At 71.5% G+C, this 15,205-nt stretch carries 9 protein-coding genes; 3 read left to right on the top strand and 6 right to left on the bottom strand.

Translation table 11 applies throughout. From position 1 onward, the window contains the following. Positions 1 to 179 precede the first annotated feature (179 nt). From metH to JNL41_RS08330, 4 genes are all read right to left on the bottom strand, one after another. A complete protein-coding gene (gene metH, locus JNL41_RS08345) occupies positions 180 to 2,828 on the bottom strand; it encodes a methionine synthase (RefSeq protein WP_293473929.1) in 2,649 nt (882 codons plus the stop codon). Between the two features lie 104 nt (positions 2,829 to 2,932). After that, positions 2,933 to 3,994: a homocysteine S-methyltransferase family protein gene (locus JNL41_RS08340; RefSeq protein ID WP_293473927.1), complete on the bottom strand. Its 1,062-nt coding sequence runs from the start codon at positions 3,992 to 3,994 to the stop codon at positions 2,933 to 2,935. Beyond that, positions 3,991 to 4,926: a methylenetetrahydrofolate reductase [NAD(P)H] gene (gene metF, locus JNL41_RS08335; RefSeq protein ID WP_293473925.1), complete on the bottom strand. Its 936-nt coding sequence runs from the start codon at positions 4,924 to 4,926 to the stop codon at positions 3,991 to 3,993. Before metF ends, JNL41_RS08340 begins: the two co-directional genes overlap by 4 nt. Then, positions 4,923 to 5,894, bottom strand: coding sequence for a metalloregulator ArsR/SmtB family transcription factor (locus JNL41_RS08330; RefSeq protein WP_293473923.1), 972 nt, complete (start codon positions 5,892 to 5,894; stop codon positions 4,923 to 4,925). The genes metF and JNL41_RS08330 overlap by 4 nt, the downstream gene beginning before the upstream one ends. Before the next feature lie 111 nt (positions 5,895 to 6,005). Here JNL41_RS08330 and JNL41_RS08325 point away from each other — a divergent pair, with 111 nt between their 5' ends. From JNL41_RS08325 to JNL41_RS08315, 3 genes are all read left to right on the top strand, one after another. Then, positions 6,006 to 6,743, top strand: a complete 738-nt coding sequence (locus tag JNL41_RS08325; protein ID WP_293473921.1) for an alpha/beta fold hydrolase — start codon at positions 6,006 to 6,008, stop codon at positions 6,741 to 6,743. Positions 6,744 to 6,829: 86 nt separating this feature from the next. Further along, entirely contained in the window at positions 6,830 to 7,333 is a 504-nt protein-coding gene (locus tag JNL41_RS08320) for a hypothetical protein (protein ID WP_293473919.1), read from the top strand. Positions 7,334 to 7,459: 126 nt separating this feature from the next. Beyond that, a complete protein-coding gene (locus JNL41_RS08315; RefSeq protein ID WP_293473917.1) occupies positions 7,460 to 8,725 on the top strand; it encodes an MFS transporter in 1,266 nt (421 codons plus the stop codon). On the opposite strand, the gene JNL41_RS08310 is transcribed toward JNL41_RS08315, so the two are convergent. Then, positions 8,702 to 9,877, bottom strand: coding sequence for a calcium-binding protein (locus tag JNL41_RS08310; RefSeq protein ID WP_293473915.1), 1,176 nt, complete (start codon positions 9,875 to 9,877; stop codon positions 8,702 to 8,704). The genes JNL41_RS08315 and JNL41_RS08310 overlap by 24 nt on opposite strands. Before the next feature lie 64 nt (positions 9,878 to 9,941). Continuing rightward, positions 9,942 to 15,185, bottom strand: a complete 5,244-nt coding sequence (locus tag JNL41_RS08305) for a calcium-binding protein (RefSeq protein WP_293473914.1) — start codon at positions 15,183 to 15,185, stop codon at positions 9,942 to 9,944. Positions 15,186 to 15,205 lie beyond the last annotated feature (20 nt).

The raw sequence follows: 15,205 nt of genomic DNA, 5'->3' as shown, positions 1-15,205 counted from the left end.
GCAGGATGATCATCAGCCGGCCGACCAGCTTGTTGCGCGCTTCGGGGGTCATCAGGCGGGCTCTTCCATCATGGCCGCACCCTGCCCGGTCCGGCCGCCAAGGTCCATTTGCCCGACGCGGAACGCCGGATTTCGTGAGCGATCATCGCCGGGACATATCCTTCTCCGCCCGCGACGGCCTATGCGGGCTCGTAGTTGAGGATGGGGGCGAGCCAGCGTTCGGCGGTGCGCAGGTCCCAGCCCTTGCGGCGGGCGTAGTCGTCGACCTGGTCGCGTTCGATGCGGCCGACGCCGAAGTAGTGCGCCTCCGGGTGGGCGAAGTAGAGGCCCGAGACGGCGGCGGGCGGCGTCATGGCGAAGCTCTCGGTGAGCTCGATGCCCGAGGCGGAGGTGGCGTCCAGCAATCGGAACAGCGTCGCCTTCTCGGTATGGTCGGGCTGGGCCGGGTAGCCCGGGGCCGGGCGGATGCCGCGGTAGTGCTCGCCGATCAGGGCGTCGATGTCGAAGGGCTCGTCGGGCGCGTAGCCCCAGAGTTCGGTGCGGACCTTGCGGTGCAGCGCCTCGGCGAACGCCTCGGCCAGCCGGTCGGCCAGCGCCGTGAACAGGATCGCCGAGTAGTCGTCGCCGGCATCCTTGAACGCCTTGGCCTGCGCCAGCTCGCCGTGGCCGGCGGTGACCGCAAAGCCGCCGATATAGTCGGGCTTCGTGCCCACCGGCGCCACGAAGTCGCCCAGGGCCACGTTGGCGCCGTCGCCCGACTTCAGCATCTGCTGGCGCAGCGTGTGCAGGCGGGCGAGTTCGGTCTCGCGGGCCTCGTCGGCATAGACCACCACGTCGTCGCCGTCGGTGTTGGCCGGCCAGAAGCCGACCACGCCGCGGGCCTCCAGCAGGCCTTCCTGGAGGATGCGGTCCAGCATCCGCTGGGCGTCGGCGTAGAGGTCGCTCGCGGCCTTGCCGACCACGTCGTCCTCGAGGATCGCCGGGAAGCGGCCCACCAACTCCCAGCTCGCGAAGAACGGCGTCCAGTCGATGTGGCGGCGCAGCTCCGGCAGGTCGTAGGGCGCGAAGCTGCGCGTCCCCAGAAACGACGGCTTCGGCGGGTCGTAGGTCGTCCAGTCGGGCGTGAAGGCATTGTCGCGCGCCTCCTGGAGCGTGGCCCGCGCCCGGTTGCCCTGCCCGCGCGCGAACTGCTCGCGCACCTTGACGTAGTCGGCCTCGGTGGCGGCCAGGAACTTCGGCTTCTCGGTGGACGACAACAGGTTCGAGACCACGCCCACGGCGCGGCTCGCGTCCAGAACATAGGTGGTCGACCCGGCCGGATAGCGCGGCGAGATCTTCACCGCCGTGTGGGTCTTCGACGTCGTCGCGCCGCCGATCAGCAGCGGCATCTTCATGCCGCGACGCTCCATCTCGGAGGCCACGTAGACCATCTCGTCCAAGCTGGGCGTGATGAGCCCGGAGAGCCCCACGATGTCGACGCCGTGCTTCTCGGCTTCGTCCAGGATGCGGTCGGCCGGGACCATGACGCCGAGGTCGATGACCTCGTAGTTGTTGCACTGCAGGACCACGCCCACGATGTTCTTGCCGATGTCGTGGACGTCGCCCTTGACGGTGGCCATCAGGACCTTGCCGGCGGACTGGCGCTCAGCCCCGTCCTTCTCGGCCTCCATGAACGGCATCAGGTAGGCGACCGCCTGCTTCATCACGCGGGCCGACTTCACCACCTGCGGCAGGAACATCTTCCCCGCGCCGAACAGGTCGCCGACCACGTTCATGCCGGCCATGAGCGGGCCTTCGATCACGTGCAGCGGCCGCGCGGCGGCGGCGCGGGCCTCCTCGGTGTCGGCCTCGATGAACTCGGTGATGCCGTGGACCAGGGCATGGGAAAGCCGGCCCTCGACCGGCTGCGCGCGCCACTCCAGGCTGGGCCCCTTCGCCTCGCCCTTCTGGCCCTTGTACTTCGGCGCCAGGTCGACGAGCCGCTCGGTGTTGGACACGTTCGTCCGCTGCGGCCGATTGAGGATCACGTCCTCCACCGCCTCGCGCAGCTCGGCGTCGATGTCGTCGTAGACCGGCAGGTCGCCGGCGTTGACGATGCCCATGTCCATGCCGGCGGCGATCGCGTGGTAGAGGAACACCGAGTGGATCGCGCGGCGCACCGGCTCGTTGCCGCGGAACGAGAAGCTGACGTTCGAGACGCCGCCCGAGATGCGGGCGTAGGGGCAGGCCTGCTTGATCCGCCGCGTCGCCTCGACGAAGTCGACGGCGTAGTTGTCGTGCTCCTCGATCCCGGTCGCCACCGCGAAGATGTTGGGGTCGAAGATGATGTCCTCGGGCGGGAAGCCCACCTGCTCCACCAGGACGTCGTAGGCGCGCTTGCAGATCTCGACCTTGCGGTCGGCGGTGTCGGCCTGGCCCACCTCGTCGAAGGCCATGACCACCACGGCGGCGCCATAGCGCAGGCAGGCGCGCGCCTGCTCCAGGAACTTCGCCTCGCCCTCCTTCAGCGAGATCGAGTTCACGATCGCCTTGCCCTGGACGCACTTCAGGCCGGCCTCGATCACCTCCCACTTGGAGCTGTCGATCATCACGGGCACGCGGGCGATGTCGGGCTCGGCGGCCAGCAGGTTCAGGTAGGTGCGCATGGCCGCCACCGAATCCAGCAGGCCCTCGTCCATGTTGACGTCGATGACCTGGGCGCCGGCCTCGACCTGCTGGCGCGCGACCGACAGCGCCTCGGGGTACTGCCCGTCGGCGATCAGCTTGCGGAATTTCGCCGAGCCCGTGACGTTCGTCCGCTCGCCGACGTTGATGAAGACCGGTCTCATTTCGTCCTACTTACCGCCGGTCACCCCCGCGAATGTGGGGACCCAGACTGTTTCTTCGCAAAGGCCGCAAGCCCAGGTCCCCGCCTGCGCGGGGATGAGCGGGTCTACGCCAGCTCGAACGGCTCCAGGCCGGCCAGGCGCATGGCCTTCGGCCGGTCCGGCACGGCGCGGGGCCTCAGGCCCCTCACCTCGTCGGCGACGTGGCGGATGTGGTCCGGCGTCGTGCCGCAGCAGCCGCCCAGGATGTTGACCAGGCCGTGCTCGGCCCACTCGTGCAGCATGTGGCCGGTCTGGTCGGGCGTCTCGTCGTACTCGCCCATGGCGTTGGGCAGGCCGGCGTTGGGGTAGGCCGAGACCAGGGTGTCGGCCACCCGCGCCAGCTCGGCGATGTGCGGCCGCATCAGCTCGGCGCCCAGGGCGCAGTTCAGCCCCACCGCAAAGGGCCTGGCGTGGCGCACCGAGTTCCAGAACGCCTCGACGGTCTGGCCGGAGAGCGTGCGGCCGGAACGGTCGGTGATGGTGCCCGATATCCAGATCGGCAGCGGCTCGTAGCCCTCGTCCTCGAGGTCGAGCACCGCCTTGATCGCGGCCTTGCAGTTCAGGGTGTCGGTGATCGTCTCGATCAGGAACAGGTCGACGCCGCCCTCGTGCAGGGCCCGCACCTGCTCCGAATACGCCGCGTAGACCTGGTCGAACGTCACCTTGCGCGCGCCCGGATCGTTCACGTCCGAACTCATCGACAGCATCACCGGAAGCGGCCCGACGGAGCCCGCCACGAACCGCGGCTTCTCCGGCTCCTTCGCCGTCCAGCGGTCGGCCACCTCGCGGGCGATGCGCGCGCCCTCCAGGTTGATGTCGCGCACGGCGGCTTCCATGCCGTACTCGGCCTGGCCGATAGTCGTCGCCGAGAAGGTGTTGGTCTCGGAGATGTCGGCGCCGGCGGCGAAGTACTGATCGTGCAGGTCGGCGATGATGTCGGGCCGGGTCACGCACAGCAGATCGTTGTCGCCCTTCAACTGGCCGGGCGCGTCGGCGTAGCGGTCGCCGCGGTAGTCGGCCTCGGCGAGGCCCCGCTTCTGGATCATCACCCCCCACGCCCCGTCGAGGATGAGCACGCGCGCCCGGGCGGCGGCCTTGAGGGCCGCGATGCGTTCCTGCCGGGTCATGCCGCGGCCTCCTTGGGTTCGGCGGGGAGCGTCTCGCGCACGCCCAGGACGCGGCAGATCGCGTAGGTCAGGTCGGCGCGGTTCAGCGTGTAGAAGTGGAAGTCGGTGAAGCCTTCCTCCGCGAGCTTGGCGCACATCTCGGCGGCCACCGAGGCGGCGACGAGCTTGCGGGTCTCGGGGTCGGCGTCCAGGCCTTCGAAGTGGTTGGCCAGCCAGGCAGGGATGGCCACCCCGATCCGGCCCGACATGTTGCGCAGGCCCTCGAAGCTCGAGACCGGCATGATCCCGGGCAGGATCGGCACGTCGATGCCGGCCTTCCGGATCCGATCCACGAACCGCAGGTAGCCGTCGATGTCGAAGAAGAAGTTCGAGATCGCCCGCGTCGCGCCCGCGTCCACCTTGGCCTTCAGAACTGCTATGTCGTGGTCGAGCGACGGGCTCTCCGGGTGGATCTGCGGATAGACCCCCACGCTCACGTCGAACGGCGCGATGGCCTTGATGCCCGCCGTGAGCTCGGTGGCGTTCTGATAGCCGTCGGCGCGCGGCGTGTAGGCGCCGCCCAGCGCGCCCGGCGGGTCGCCGCGGAGCGCCACGATGTGGCGGATGCCGGCGTCCCAGTAGTCGCGGATCACCTCGTCCACCTCGGCGCGGCTGGCCTCGACGCACGTCAGGTGCGCGGCGGGCTTCAGCGTCGTCTCCTTCAGGATGCGCACCACCGTGCGGTGGGTCCGCTCACGCGTCGAGCCGCCCGCGCCGTAGGTGACCGACACGAACTCGGGGTTCAGCGGCTCCAGGCGGCGGATCGCCTCCCACAGGCCCTCCTCGCTCTTCGGGCCCTTGGGCGGCGAGAACTCGAACGAGATGCGCGGACGCGGCCCCTCGCCGGCGCCGGCGCGCGCGACGGGCCCAAGCGCGGTATCGGCGGGACTCATGCCGCGCTCCTCAGGGCGGTGGGCGCGCGCTGGGCGGCCCAGATCTTCACGGTCAGCCCGTCGGCCTGGTTGGGCGGCAGGGCGGTGAGGGCCGCGGCGGGCAGGTCGGCCTCGGCCAGCCAGCGCGCCATCTCGTCGTCGGCGAAGCCCAGGCGGCGGTGCTGGTGCTGCTCGCGCAGGAACTCGTGCTTGTGCGGGGCGAAGTCGACGATGATCAGCTTGCCGCCGGGGGCCACGATGCGGCCCGCCTCCTTCACCGCCGCCGCCGGGTCGCCCAGGTAGTGCAGCACCTGGTGGACCACCACCAGGTCGGCGGCCTCGTCCGGCAGACGGGTGTCGAAGATGTCGCCGTGGCGCAGGTCGACATGGCTGAGGCCCGCCTCCGCGACCTGCTTGCGCGCGATGTTGAGCATCTGCTGGCTGAGATCGAGGCCGATCGCGTGATCGGCCTGCGGCGCGAGCAGCGTCAGCATCCGGCCCGTGCCCGAACCCAGGTCGACGAGCCGGCGAACGCGGTGCGCGCCAGCGGCCGCGACCACCTGGGCCTCGACGTCGGCGTCCGAGACGTAGAGCGAGCGCAGCCGGTCCCACTGGGCGGCGTTCTCGGCGAAATAGGCCTGGGCCGCTTCCGACCGCTCGGCCTGCACGTCGTCCAGCTTGCGCCGGTCGCGGGCCAGGACGGGGTCGTCCGGATTGATCCGCGCCAGCACCTCGCCGATCACCTCCTGCTCGCGGCCCGCGCCGGACAGGCGGTAGAAGACCCACGCGCCGTCGGGGAACCGTTCCACGAGCCCGGCCTCGGCCAGGAGCTTGAGGTGGCGCGAGACGCGCGGCTGGCTCTGGTCCAGCACGCGGCACAGCTCCAGCACCGCCAGCTCTTCCCGTTCCAGCAGCGCCAGGATACGCAGGCGCGTCGGCTCGCCCGCCGCGCGCAGCACATCGACCGTCTGTTTCGCCGAAAGCTTCATCGCACATAAAGATATCTTTATATGTGATGCCGTCAAGCCCGCGCACCGCCGGAGCCGGCCGCGACGCCCGCCCACCTTCCGCGTTTGCGTCCCCCGCGCTAGGTCTCGGGCATGGAGCGAGAGCCGATCCGCACCCGCCTGGGCGTCGTGCCCGTGACCGGCCGGCTGGGCGCGTTCGACCTCTCGCGGCCGCTGGTGTTCGTGATCCGCGGCGCCTATCCCGACCCGGAACTGATGCATCGGTTGCCGGACCTGCTGCCCGAGGCCGACGTGGCGCTGGTCGACCTGCCGGGCATGCACTCGCCGTTCTTCGCGGAGCCGGGCGTCGAGGCCTTCGCGCGGGGCTACGACGAGGTCCTGGCCACGCGCTTTCCAGGCCGCCGGACCGTCGCGCTCGGCCTCTCGACCGGAGCGCTGGCGGCGCTCGCGATGCAGGGCCCCGAGCGCCTCGTGCTGATGGAGCCGCCGCTGGAGACCGGCGCGCTCTGGCCGTTCCTGCCACGGCTGGCGGGCGAGGTCCGGCGCACGGCGCGGCGCGAGGCGAAGGCCTGGGTCGAGGCCGTCTTCGGCGTGACGGCCGAGGGCGTCGAGGGGCGCGACTACCGCCCGCTCCTCACCGCCTGCCGCAAGCCGGGCGTGGTGATGGTCGGCGGCGTTCCGCTCGATCCGCCGCGCGACCTGGAGCGGCCGCCCAGCTACGTCACCGCCGACGCGATCGGCCTCGTCATCCGCCACCCGACGCTGAAGCTCGCCGTGATCGGCGGCGCGGGCCACAACATCATCGCCGAGGGCGGCCCGGCGATCCTCGACGCCGTCCGCCAGAACCTGGCCGCGATGGCGGCCGGTTGAGCGGGACGCCGAGGGAACCCGCCATCAGGTCCGCCCTTCACGCCACCGGCTCCGTCCTGTAGCGGGATCGCCCCGGAGGGAAGGCCATGCGCCGCATACTGATCGTCGGGAATTCGGGAGGCGGCAAGTCGACACTCGCACGTCGGCTCGGCGAGAAGCTCGGCCTGCCTGTCGTCCACCTCGACGTCCTCTTCTGGAAGCCGGGCTGGGTCGAGAGCGATCGCGACGAGTATCGCGCCAAGGTCGTCGCGGCCCTGGCCGCGCCGGACTGGATCTGCGACGGAAACTTCACCAGCACCTTTGGCCTGCGCATGTCGCTCAGCGACACGATCATCTGGATCGACCGGCCGCGCTGGCTATGCCTGTTCCGCGCCATCAGGCGGGCGGTCACCTACCGGCGCGGCGGGCGGCCCGACATGGCCGAGGGCTGCGACGAGAAGATCGATTTCGACTTCTACGGTTTCATCCTGACCTATGACCGCAAGGTGCGTCCGAAGCTGGAAGCCGCCCTGGCCGAGCACGGTGGCCACGCCCGGCTGGTCCGCCTGACGACCGATCGCGAGACCGCCGCCTTCCTCGCGCAAGCTTGACTTCAGCGCGGCCTTCGCGGAGTAACGCCGCTCGGTGAGCCCGCGCGGCGGCCTTCAAATCGGCTCACCCCGCCCCTGCTTTCACGCAGGCAATGGCCGCATGGCCGCCGCTCACCTCGGCTTCGCATGTTCTCCTTCAAATCCCCGCTCTGGCGCGAGCGAGACTTCCTGCGGCTCTGGGCCGCTCAGTCGGTGTCCGACTTCGGCGCCCGCATCACCCGCGAGGGCCTGCCGATCATGGCCGTCGTCGTCCTGGCCGCAGCGCCGGCCGAACTCGGCGTGCTGGCCGCGCTCTCCAGCGCCGCCGGCCTGCTCGTAGGCCTCACCGCCGGCGACTACGTCGACCACACGCCGCGCCGCCGCATCCTGATCTGGACCGATGCGCTGCGCGCCGCGGTGCTGCTCAGCGTGCCGTTGGCGGCGTGGCTGGGCCTGCTCTCCATCTGGCAGGTCTACGTCGTGGCCGCCATGGTCGCCGCGGCCAGTGTGCTCTTCGCCATCGCCGATCACGCCTACCTGCCCAGCCTGGTGGGCAAGCCGCTGGTGCTGGACGCCAACGCCAAGATCTCGGCGACCGAGTCGGTGGCGGAGATGGGCGGCCCCGCCCTGGCCGGCGTCCTCTTCCAGGTGCTGACCGCCCCCTTCGCCCTGGCCGTCAACGCCGCGACCTACGTCGTCTCGGCGCTGTTCCTGGCGCGCATCCGGACGCCGGAAGCCGTCCCCGACGCCGGGCGGCGGCGTGGCTGGCGGAGCGGCCTCGTCACCGGCGCCGTGACGTCGTGGCAGGAGGCGCGCGTGCGGGTGCTGCTGGTCATGACCGCCACCGGCGGCCTCTTCGGCGGCTTCTTCAGCGCGCTCTACATCGCCTACGTGCTGCGCGACCTCGGGCTGGGAACGGCGCTGATGGGCCTGGGCATCGCCGCCGGCGGCGTCGGCGCGATGATCGGCTCGGTGCTGGCGCAGCCGATGGCCCGCTGGCTTGGCGTGGGCCCCGCGATCTCGATCACCGGCGCGCTCTCGGCGCTGGGCACGATGCTGATCCTGCTCGCGCCGGCCGACCGCAACGGCGCCTTCGCGGCCCTGGTGATCTCGCAGATCCTCGGCGACGCGTTCGGCGTAATCCCGCTGATTCTGGCCGCCAGCCTGCGCCAGAGCGTGCTGCCGAACAGCCTGCTGGGCCGGGCCGGGGCGACGTTCCGGGCGGTCTCCGGCGGCGGCGCGGTGATCGGCGCCCTGGCCGGCGGCGTCCTGGGCGGCGTCTTCGGGATTCGCGCGACGCTGTTCGCGGCGATCGCCGGCCTGCTCATCGGCCCCGCCTACGGTCTTGCCGCCCCGGCGCTCAGGCGCGTGCGTGAGATGCCGCTGGGTTCAGATGATCCAGCCGGCGGGTAGCGACGAGAGCTGCACGCCGACCAGCACCATGCGGTTGCCGCCGCCGAAGTCGATCACGGTGTCGGCGTCCACCTGCGCCAGCGTGTAGGCGCCGCCGCCGTCCACCAGCACGCGGTCGCCCTCGCCGGCGTTGAAGGCGATGACCCGGTCGAGGCCCGCCGTCGCCGTGGCGATGAAGAGGTCGGCGCCCAGGCCGCCGTCGATCGTGTCCTGGCCCAGGTCGCCGGCCATGACGTCGTCGCCGTCGTCGCCACGGATGATGTCGTCGCCCTGGCCGCCGCGCACGGTGTCGTTGCCCTGGCCGCCGCCCACGGTGTCGTTGCCGAGATTGCCATAGGCGAGGTCGTTGCCGGTTCCGCCGAAGATGATGTCCTCGTCCTTGCCGCCGACCACCCAGTCGTTCCCCTCGCCCCCGTCGAGGGTGTCGGCGCCCATGTTGCCGTTGATGTCGTCGAAGCCGGTCCCGCCCGTGATGAAGTCGGCCCCGTCGTCGCCGCGCAGGTAGTTGCTGCCGCTGGTGTCGCTGATCGAGTCGTTCTCGATCCCGCCGAACACCTGGTCGTCGCCCTGCCCGCCGATCAGCGTGTCGTCCCCGCCGCCGCCGACGACCGTGTCGTCGCCGCTGCCCCCGTCGTAGACGTCCGGCCCGTTCAGGAAGGTGCGCGCGTCGCCGCCCGACGAGCCGTTCTCCCGAAGGCCGCCGTCCAGCGTGCCGGACGAGAAGCTGGCGCGGGTGATGTCGTTCTGGCTCGCGCCCGCCAGCTTCACGGCGTGACCGCCGATCTTCGAGAACAGGAAGATGTCGGAGCCGACCTGGATCGCGGCGTACTCGAAGCCTCGGGCGTACGACGCCAGCGCCTGGCTGTACGCGCCCTCGTAGGTGTCGTCGCCGGCCTTGAACAGCGCCCCGGCCGTCGGCGGATTGCCGCCCGCCACCAGCAGGCGGTCGGTGCTGCTCCAGTCGGTGATGACGTCGAGGTTGGCGACGTCCATCAGACCCGCGGCGTCCGGGCTGTCGGACCCGCTCAGCAGAAAGAGGTCCGCCCCGGCGCCGCCGGTGAGCGTATCGGCCCCCAGACCGCCGGCCATGGTGTCCCCGCCGGAGGTCCCGACAAGGACGTCGTTGGTGTCGCCGCCGGTGAACGCAGGCATCCGCCGCCCTTTCACATCCGGCGCGCAGGCTGGACCGAGGGCGGCGTCGCCGTCAATCCGTCGGTCAGGCCCCGAATATCCAGCCTTCGGGCAGCGTCGACAACTGCACGCCCACCAGGATCATCTGGCCGCCGCCTTCCATGTCGATGATCACGTCGCCGCCGTCCTGGCGCACCGTGTAGACGGTGCCCGGGTCGACCTGCACCCGGTCGCCCTCCGACGCGATGAACCCGATCACCCGGTCGATCCCGGCGTCCCCGAAGGTATGCAGGATGTCGGCGCCGAGGCCGCCGTCCATGGTGTCGTTGCCGCGGTCGCCGGAGAGGAAGTCGTCGCCGTCGTCGCCACGCACCATGTCCGACCCCTGGCCGCCGCGCACGGTGTCGTTGCCCAGCCCTCCGGAGATCACGTCGTCGCCGATGTTGCCGTAGACGAGGTCTCCGCCGTGGTCGCCGAAGATGATGTCGTTGTCCTTGCCGCCGACGACCCAGTCGTCGCCGTCGCCGCCGGTGATGGTGTCGGCGCCCATGTTGCCGTTGATGTCGTCGAAGTCGCCGCCGCCCAGCAGGCGGTCGTCGCCCTCCTCGCCGCGCAGGTAGCTGATCCCGGCGCCGCCGACGACCGTGTCGCTGTCGGTCCCGGCCATGATGGTGTCGGCGCCGTCGCCGCCATACAGCACGTCCTCGCCGGCGCCGCCCATGATCGAGTCGTCGCCGCCGCCGCCGCCGCTGTAGGCCTGCGAGCCGTCGCCGAGGTTGCGGACGTCGTTCTCCATGCCGCCGACTTCTTCGGCCGTGCGGAACTGCTCGCCGCCACCGCCACCGCCACCTCCACCTCCACCTCCACCGCCGCCTCCGCCGCCTCCGCCGCCTCCACCGCCCGCAGGCGGCGGGGGGGTCGGGGGCGGATCGTCGGCCGGAGGCGCAGGCGGGGCCGGGCCCAGGATGTTCGCCGCGCTGATGTCGGCCAGGGTGCGGCCCTGGATGTTCACGATGTCGTTGGCGACGCCGTTGTCGTTGAAGCTGTCCGTGAAGACGAGGAGGTTCGTCCCCACCTGCACAACCACGTAGTCGATGAGGCCCGCGGCGATCTGGCTGTTGGCAAAGGCGCGCGCCTCGTCGCCCGTCGCGACCGCGATCTCGATGTAATTGGACGCCGCCCCGCCGTTCCCGCCGAAGTCCAGGCGGTCCTGCGACGACCAGTCGAAGATGGTGTCGACATTGCCGAACAGGCTGTCGCCCGGGTTGAACGCGAAGAGGTCCGCGCCGGCGCCCCCGCCGCCGAACAGGTCGTCCGCCCCGGCCCCGCCGACCAGCGTATCGCCGCCGCCGTCGCCCCCGCTCAGCGTGTCGCGACCCGCGCCGCCGCCCAGCAGGTCTGCGCCGAAGCCGCCGTCGAGGCGGTCGTCCCCGTCGTTCCCCACGGCGATGTCGTCGCCGTCGCCGCCCCGCACCGAATCGTCGCCCGCCCCGGCGGCGATCACGTCGTTGCCGGACCCAGCGTCCACCATGTCGGCGCCCGCGCCGCCGTTCACCGAGTCGGCGCCGCGCCCGCCCGACAGCGAGTCCGCGCCGTCGGCTCCGTCCAGCGAATCGGCGCCGACCCCACCCGCCAGGGTCTCCGCGCCGGCCGTCCCGGCGGTCGTCTGGCCGGGCGGCGCGCTGCCGTTCGAGGGGTAACCGGACAAGTTTTCCGCCGTCAGCGCGCCAGGCGCCACGTTCTGGAAGACCACCAGGTCGCGGAAGGCGCCGCCGGTCTTGATCTGCAGGATCGTGTCCGACCCCGATGTCACCAGCCGCGCGAGGCCCGCGCCGAACGGGTTGCTCTCATGGTCCCAGCCGGTGAGGACGGTGTCGAAGTAGCCCGCCAGGTCCAGGCGGTCGCCGCCGGCCCCGGCCTGGAGGTCGGCGATGACGATGCGCCCCGGCGTCTCCTCGGCCGGGTCGAACGTCACCGTGTCGACGCCCGCGCCCAGGGTGGCCGTGACGTTGGCCGCGCCGTTGACCGTGACCCGGTCGTTCCCGGCGCCGCCGTTCAGCGTGTAGGCGCCCGTTCCCAGCACGACGAAGCGGTCGGCGTCGTCGCCGCCGTTCGCGATCGCGCTGCCGCCGGTGCGGCTCAGGGTGAGGAGGTCGGAGCCTGCGCCCCCCTCCAGTGTCGCACCCGTGGCCGACCCGAAGGCGTTGAGGCTGTCGTCGCCGGCGTCGCCGAACAGGCCCGCGCCGCCCCGGGTCGAGACGATGTCGTTGCCGTCGCCGCCATGCACGACGTCGTTGCCGAGGCCGCCGTCCAGGATGTCGTTGCCCGCACCGCCGTCCAGCGTGTCGTTGCCGGCCTCGCCGTAAAGCGCGTCGAAGCCGTCGAGCCCCGTGATGCTGTCGTCACCCGAACCGCCACGCAGGTTGCCGTCGGGGCCCGACGTGCCGGTGATCGTCTCACCGGGGGGAGCCGCGCCGTTGGGCATGAAGCCCATGATCGAGACGTTGGCCATCTGGGCTGGCGTGAGGTTCGAGAACCGCGCGAGCGTGACGAAGCTGTCCGCGCCGCCGTTGCGGTCGATCTGCAGCAGCGTGTCCGCGCCCGAGGCCTGCAGGCGCAGGTGGCCGGTCGTGAACGGGTTGTCGCCGCCCCAGTTCGACAACAGGTCGATCAGGCTGTCGCCGTGGCCCACGATGTCCGACGCCGGGTCGAAGTCGGTGACCATCACCACGCCGGGCGTGCTGTTGACGATGAAGAACCTCAGCGAGTCAGCGCCGGAGCCCAGGGTGATCGTGGGCGACCGGGTCGATCCCGCGAGGGTGACGACGTCGTTGCCGGCGCCCATGTCGATCTGGCCCGAGACGGCCCCGATGAGGGTCAGGGCATCGGCCCCGTCGCCGCCCGTGACCGTGACGTTCACGCCGACCGTTCGCCCGTCGACGCCGAGCGAGTCATCGCCCGCGCCTGCGTCGAGGGTCACGTTCGCGACCGCGACCGCGTTGACGGGAGGCGAGACGGACAGGACGTCGTTGCCGTCGCCGCCGCTCAGGCTCGCATTGCCGCCGCCGACCGCCTGAACGGCGTCGTTGCCGTCGCCGCCCACGACCGTATCGTTGGCGCCGGCGCCGCTGAGGTTGTCGTCGCCGTCCTCGCCCGTCAGCAGGCCGCTTCCGGTGATCTGGTCGTTTCCAACGCCTCCCGAGAGCGTGTTCGTCCCGAGCGAGTCCTCGAGGATGTCGTCGGCGCCGACGCCGGAGAGCGAGTCGTTGCCTTGTCCGTCGCTGATGCGATCGTTGCCGACGCCGCCGGTCAGCGTATCGGCCCCGCTCGTGCCGCTCAGGGTGTTCGGCGCGTTCGCGTCCGGGGCTAGCGTGCCGAAGACGTCGGCGCTGCGGATGTCGCTGAGCCCGCGGTTCAGGAGAAGCACGGCGTCGTCGGCCGAGCCGTCGTCGCCCTGGGTGTCGGCGAACACGTAGGTGTCCGTTCCGACCTGCACGGCCACGTAGTTGGCCCCGCCCCCGCCGATCCGATCGTTCGCCAACGCCAGCGCGGCTTCGTAGCTGGCGGCCGTGCCCTCAAGGTACGTCCCGCCCGTCCCCGTGAACGACAGGCGGTCGCCCGCCTGGACGTCGCTGCCGCCCTGCCAGTCGGTGATGACGTCGATCGAGCCGGGGCTCACGCCGCTGTCGCCGGCGCCGATCACGAAGGTGTCGACGCCGCTGCCGCCGGTCATGCGGTCTGCGCCGGCGCCGCCGGTCAGGAAGTCGTTGCCGTCGCCGCCGTTCAGCGTGTCGCCGCCACCGAGCCCGAAAAGCTGGTCGAAGCCCTCGGCCCCGGTCGCGCTGTCTGCGCCGGCCCCGCCGGTCAGGGTGTCGTTCGACAGGCCGCCGGCGAGCGTCACGCCCGCGGGCGGCGCCGGCGGTGCGTTCGCGATGTTCGCCGAGGAGATGTCGGCCAGGGTGCGGTTGGGCAGCACGACGACGTCGTCTGCGACGCCGTTGTCGGCGCCGGTATCGGCGAAGACGGCAAGGTCTGCGCCGATCTGCACGACCACGAAGTCCACGGCGCCGGCGGCGATCTGGGCGTCGGCGAGCGCTCTTGCGGCGTCGTATGACGACGCCGTCAGCTCGAGGTAGTTCGCGCCGGTCGCATTGGCGCCGAACGACAGCGCGTCCTCGGTTCCCCAGTCCCAGACGATGTCGAGCAGCCCTGGCGTGAAGCCGCTGTCTCCGCGCGCGACGACGAAGACGTCGCCGCCCGCGCCGCCGCGCATCTGGTCCGCGCCGGCGCCGCCGGAGATGGTGTCGCCGAGCGCGCCGCCGTCGATGGCGTCGGCGCCGTCGCCGCCCGCCAGCGAGTCGGTCCCGTCGCCGCCCGTCAGGTTGTCGGCGCCGCTTCCGCCGGCGACGGTGTCCGCCCCGTCGCCGCCGCTAACGGTGTCGTTGCCCGTTCCGCCGATCAGCGTGTCGGCGCCGCCGGCGCCGTTTATCACGTCGTTGCCCGCCCCGCCGTCCAGGGTGTCGGGGCCCGAGCCGCCGTTCAGCGTGCCGGAGTCGGTGTCGGCGGGTATCGGCGCAGGTCCGCCGCCCACGATGTTGCCGAAGTCGATGTCGGCCAACGTCCGGCCGGCCAGGCGGACCGCCTGGTCGGGCTCGACGCCGTCCTCGTTGCTGTCGGCGAAGACGAGGACCTCGCCGTCGATCTGCACGGCGACGAAGTTCTTGCCGGCGGCGATCTGGGCCGCCGCGAGCTGGTAGGCTTCGGCCCCCGTCCCCGAACCGGCGACGAGTTCGACATAGTCCTGTGCGGTCGCGCCGAGGTGGAAGACCAGGCGGTCCTCGGAGGCCCAGTCTGTGATGGAGTCCGCGCCCGATATCTCCGGCAGGAGGTCCTTCGCCTCGAACACGAACCGGTCGGCGCCCGCGCCGCCCGACATGGTGTCCCGGCCCGCGCCGCCCGCCAGGACGTCGTCGCCCGAGCCGCCGCTCAGGATGTCGTACCCGACCCCACCCGAAAGCGTGTCGGCGCCGGCCGCGCCGTAGAGGCCGTCCTCGCCCGTGCTTCCGGCGTTGCTGTCGCCCCCGGCGCCGCCCAGCAGCAGCACCGAGGTGTCGCCGAAGATCGGGAGTTCGGCCACGCCGCCGGTGGCCAGGGTCAGCGTCTTCAGGCTGAGGGCCGAGGTGAGCGTGAAGGTCTGCCCCGCCTCGTCGACCGTCACGCCGAGGGTGGCCCCGCGCTCGCCGGCCTGGCTGAAGATCAGGTTGTCCGCAGCGGGATTGTACGCGGCCGCCTGAGCCGGCGTCATCGTCTCAAAGAAGTATGTGGCCACTGTACGCCCCCCACGCACGC

It is taken from the genome of Phenylobacterium sp., from assembly GCF_016793285.1.
Classification (GTDB): domain Bacteria; phylum Pseudomonadota; class Alphaproteobacteria; order Caulobacterales; family Caulobacteraceae; genus Phenylobacterium.
Note: the sequence above shows the minus strand (reverse complement) of the source record. Positions and strands in the feature narration are given on the sequence as shown.

Excerpts from the sequence above, each read along its gene's own strand:
- JNL41_RS08340 (WP_293473927.1), bottom strand. The coding sequence starts at position 3,994 with ATGACCCGGCAGGAACGCATCGCGGCCCTCAAGGCCGCCGCCCGGGCG.
- JNL41_RS08330 (WP_293473923.1), bottom strand. The coding sequence starts at position 5,894 with ATGAAGCTTTCGGCGAAACAGACGGTCGATGTGCTGCGCGCGGCGGGC.
- JNL41_RS08310 (WP_293473915.1), bottom strand. The coding sequence starts at position 9,877 with ATGCCTGCGTTCACCGGCGGCGACACCAACGACGTCCTTGTCGGGACC.
- JNL41_RS08315 (WP_293473917.1), top strand. The coding sequence starts at position 7,460 with ATGTTCTCCTTCAAATCCCCGCTCTGGCGCGAGCGAGACTTCCTGCGG.
- metF (WP_293473925.1), bottom strand. The coding sequence starts at position 4,926 with ATGAGTCCCGCCGATACCGCGCTTGGGCCCGTCGCGCGCGCCGGCGCC.
- metH (WP_293473929.1), bottom strand. The coding sequence starts at position 2,828 with ATGAGACCGGTCTTCATCAACGTCGGCGAGCGGACGAACGTCACGGGC.
- JNL41_RS08320 (WP_293473919.1), top strand. The coding sequence starts at position 6,830 with ATGCGCCGCATACTGATCGTCGGGAATTCGGGAGGCGGCAAGTCGACA.
- JNL41_RS08325 (WP_293473921.1), top strand. The coding sequence starts at position 6,006 with ATGGAGCGAGAGCCGATCCGCACCCGCCTGGGCGTCGTGCCCGTGACC.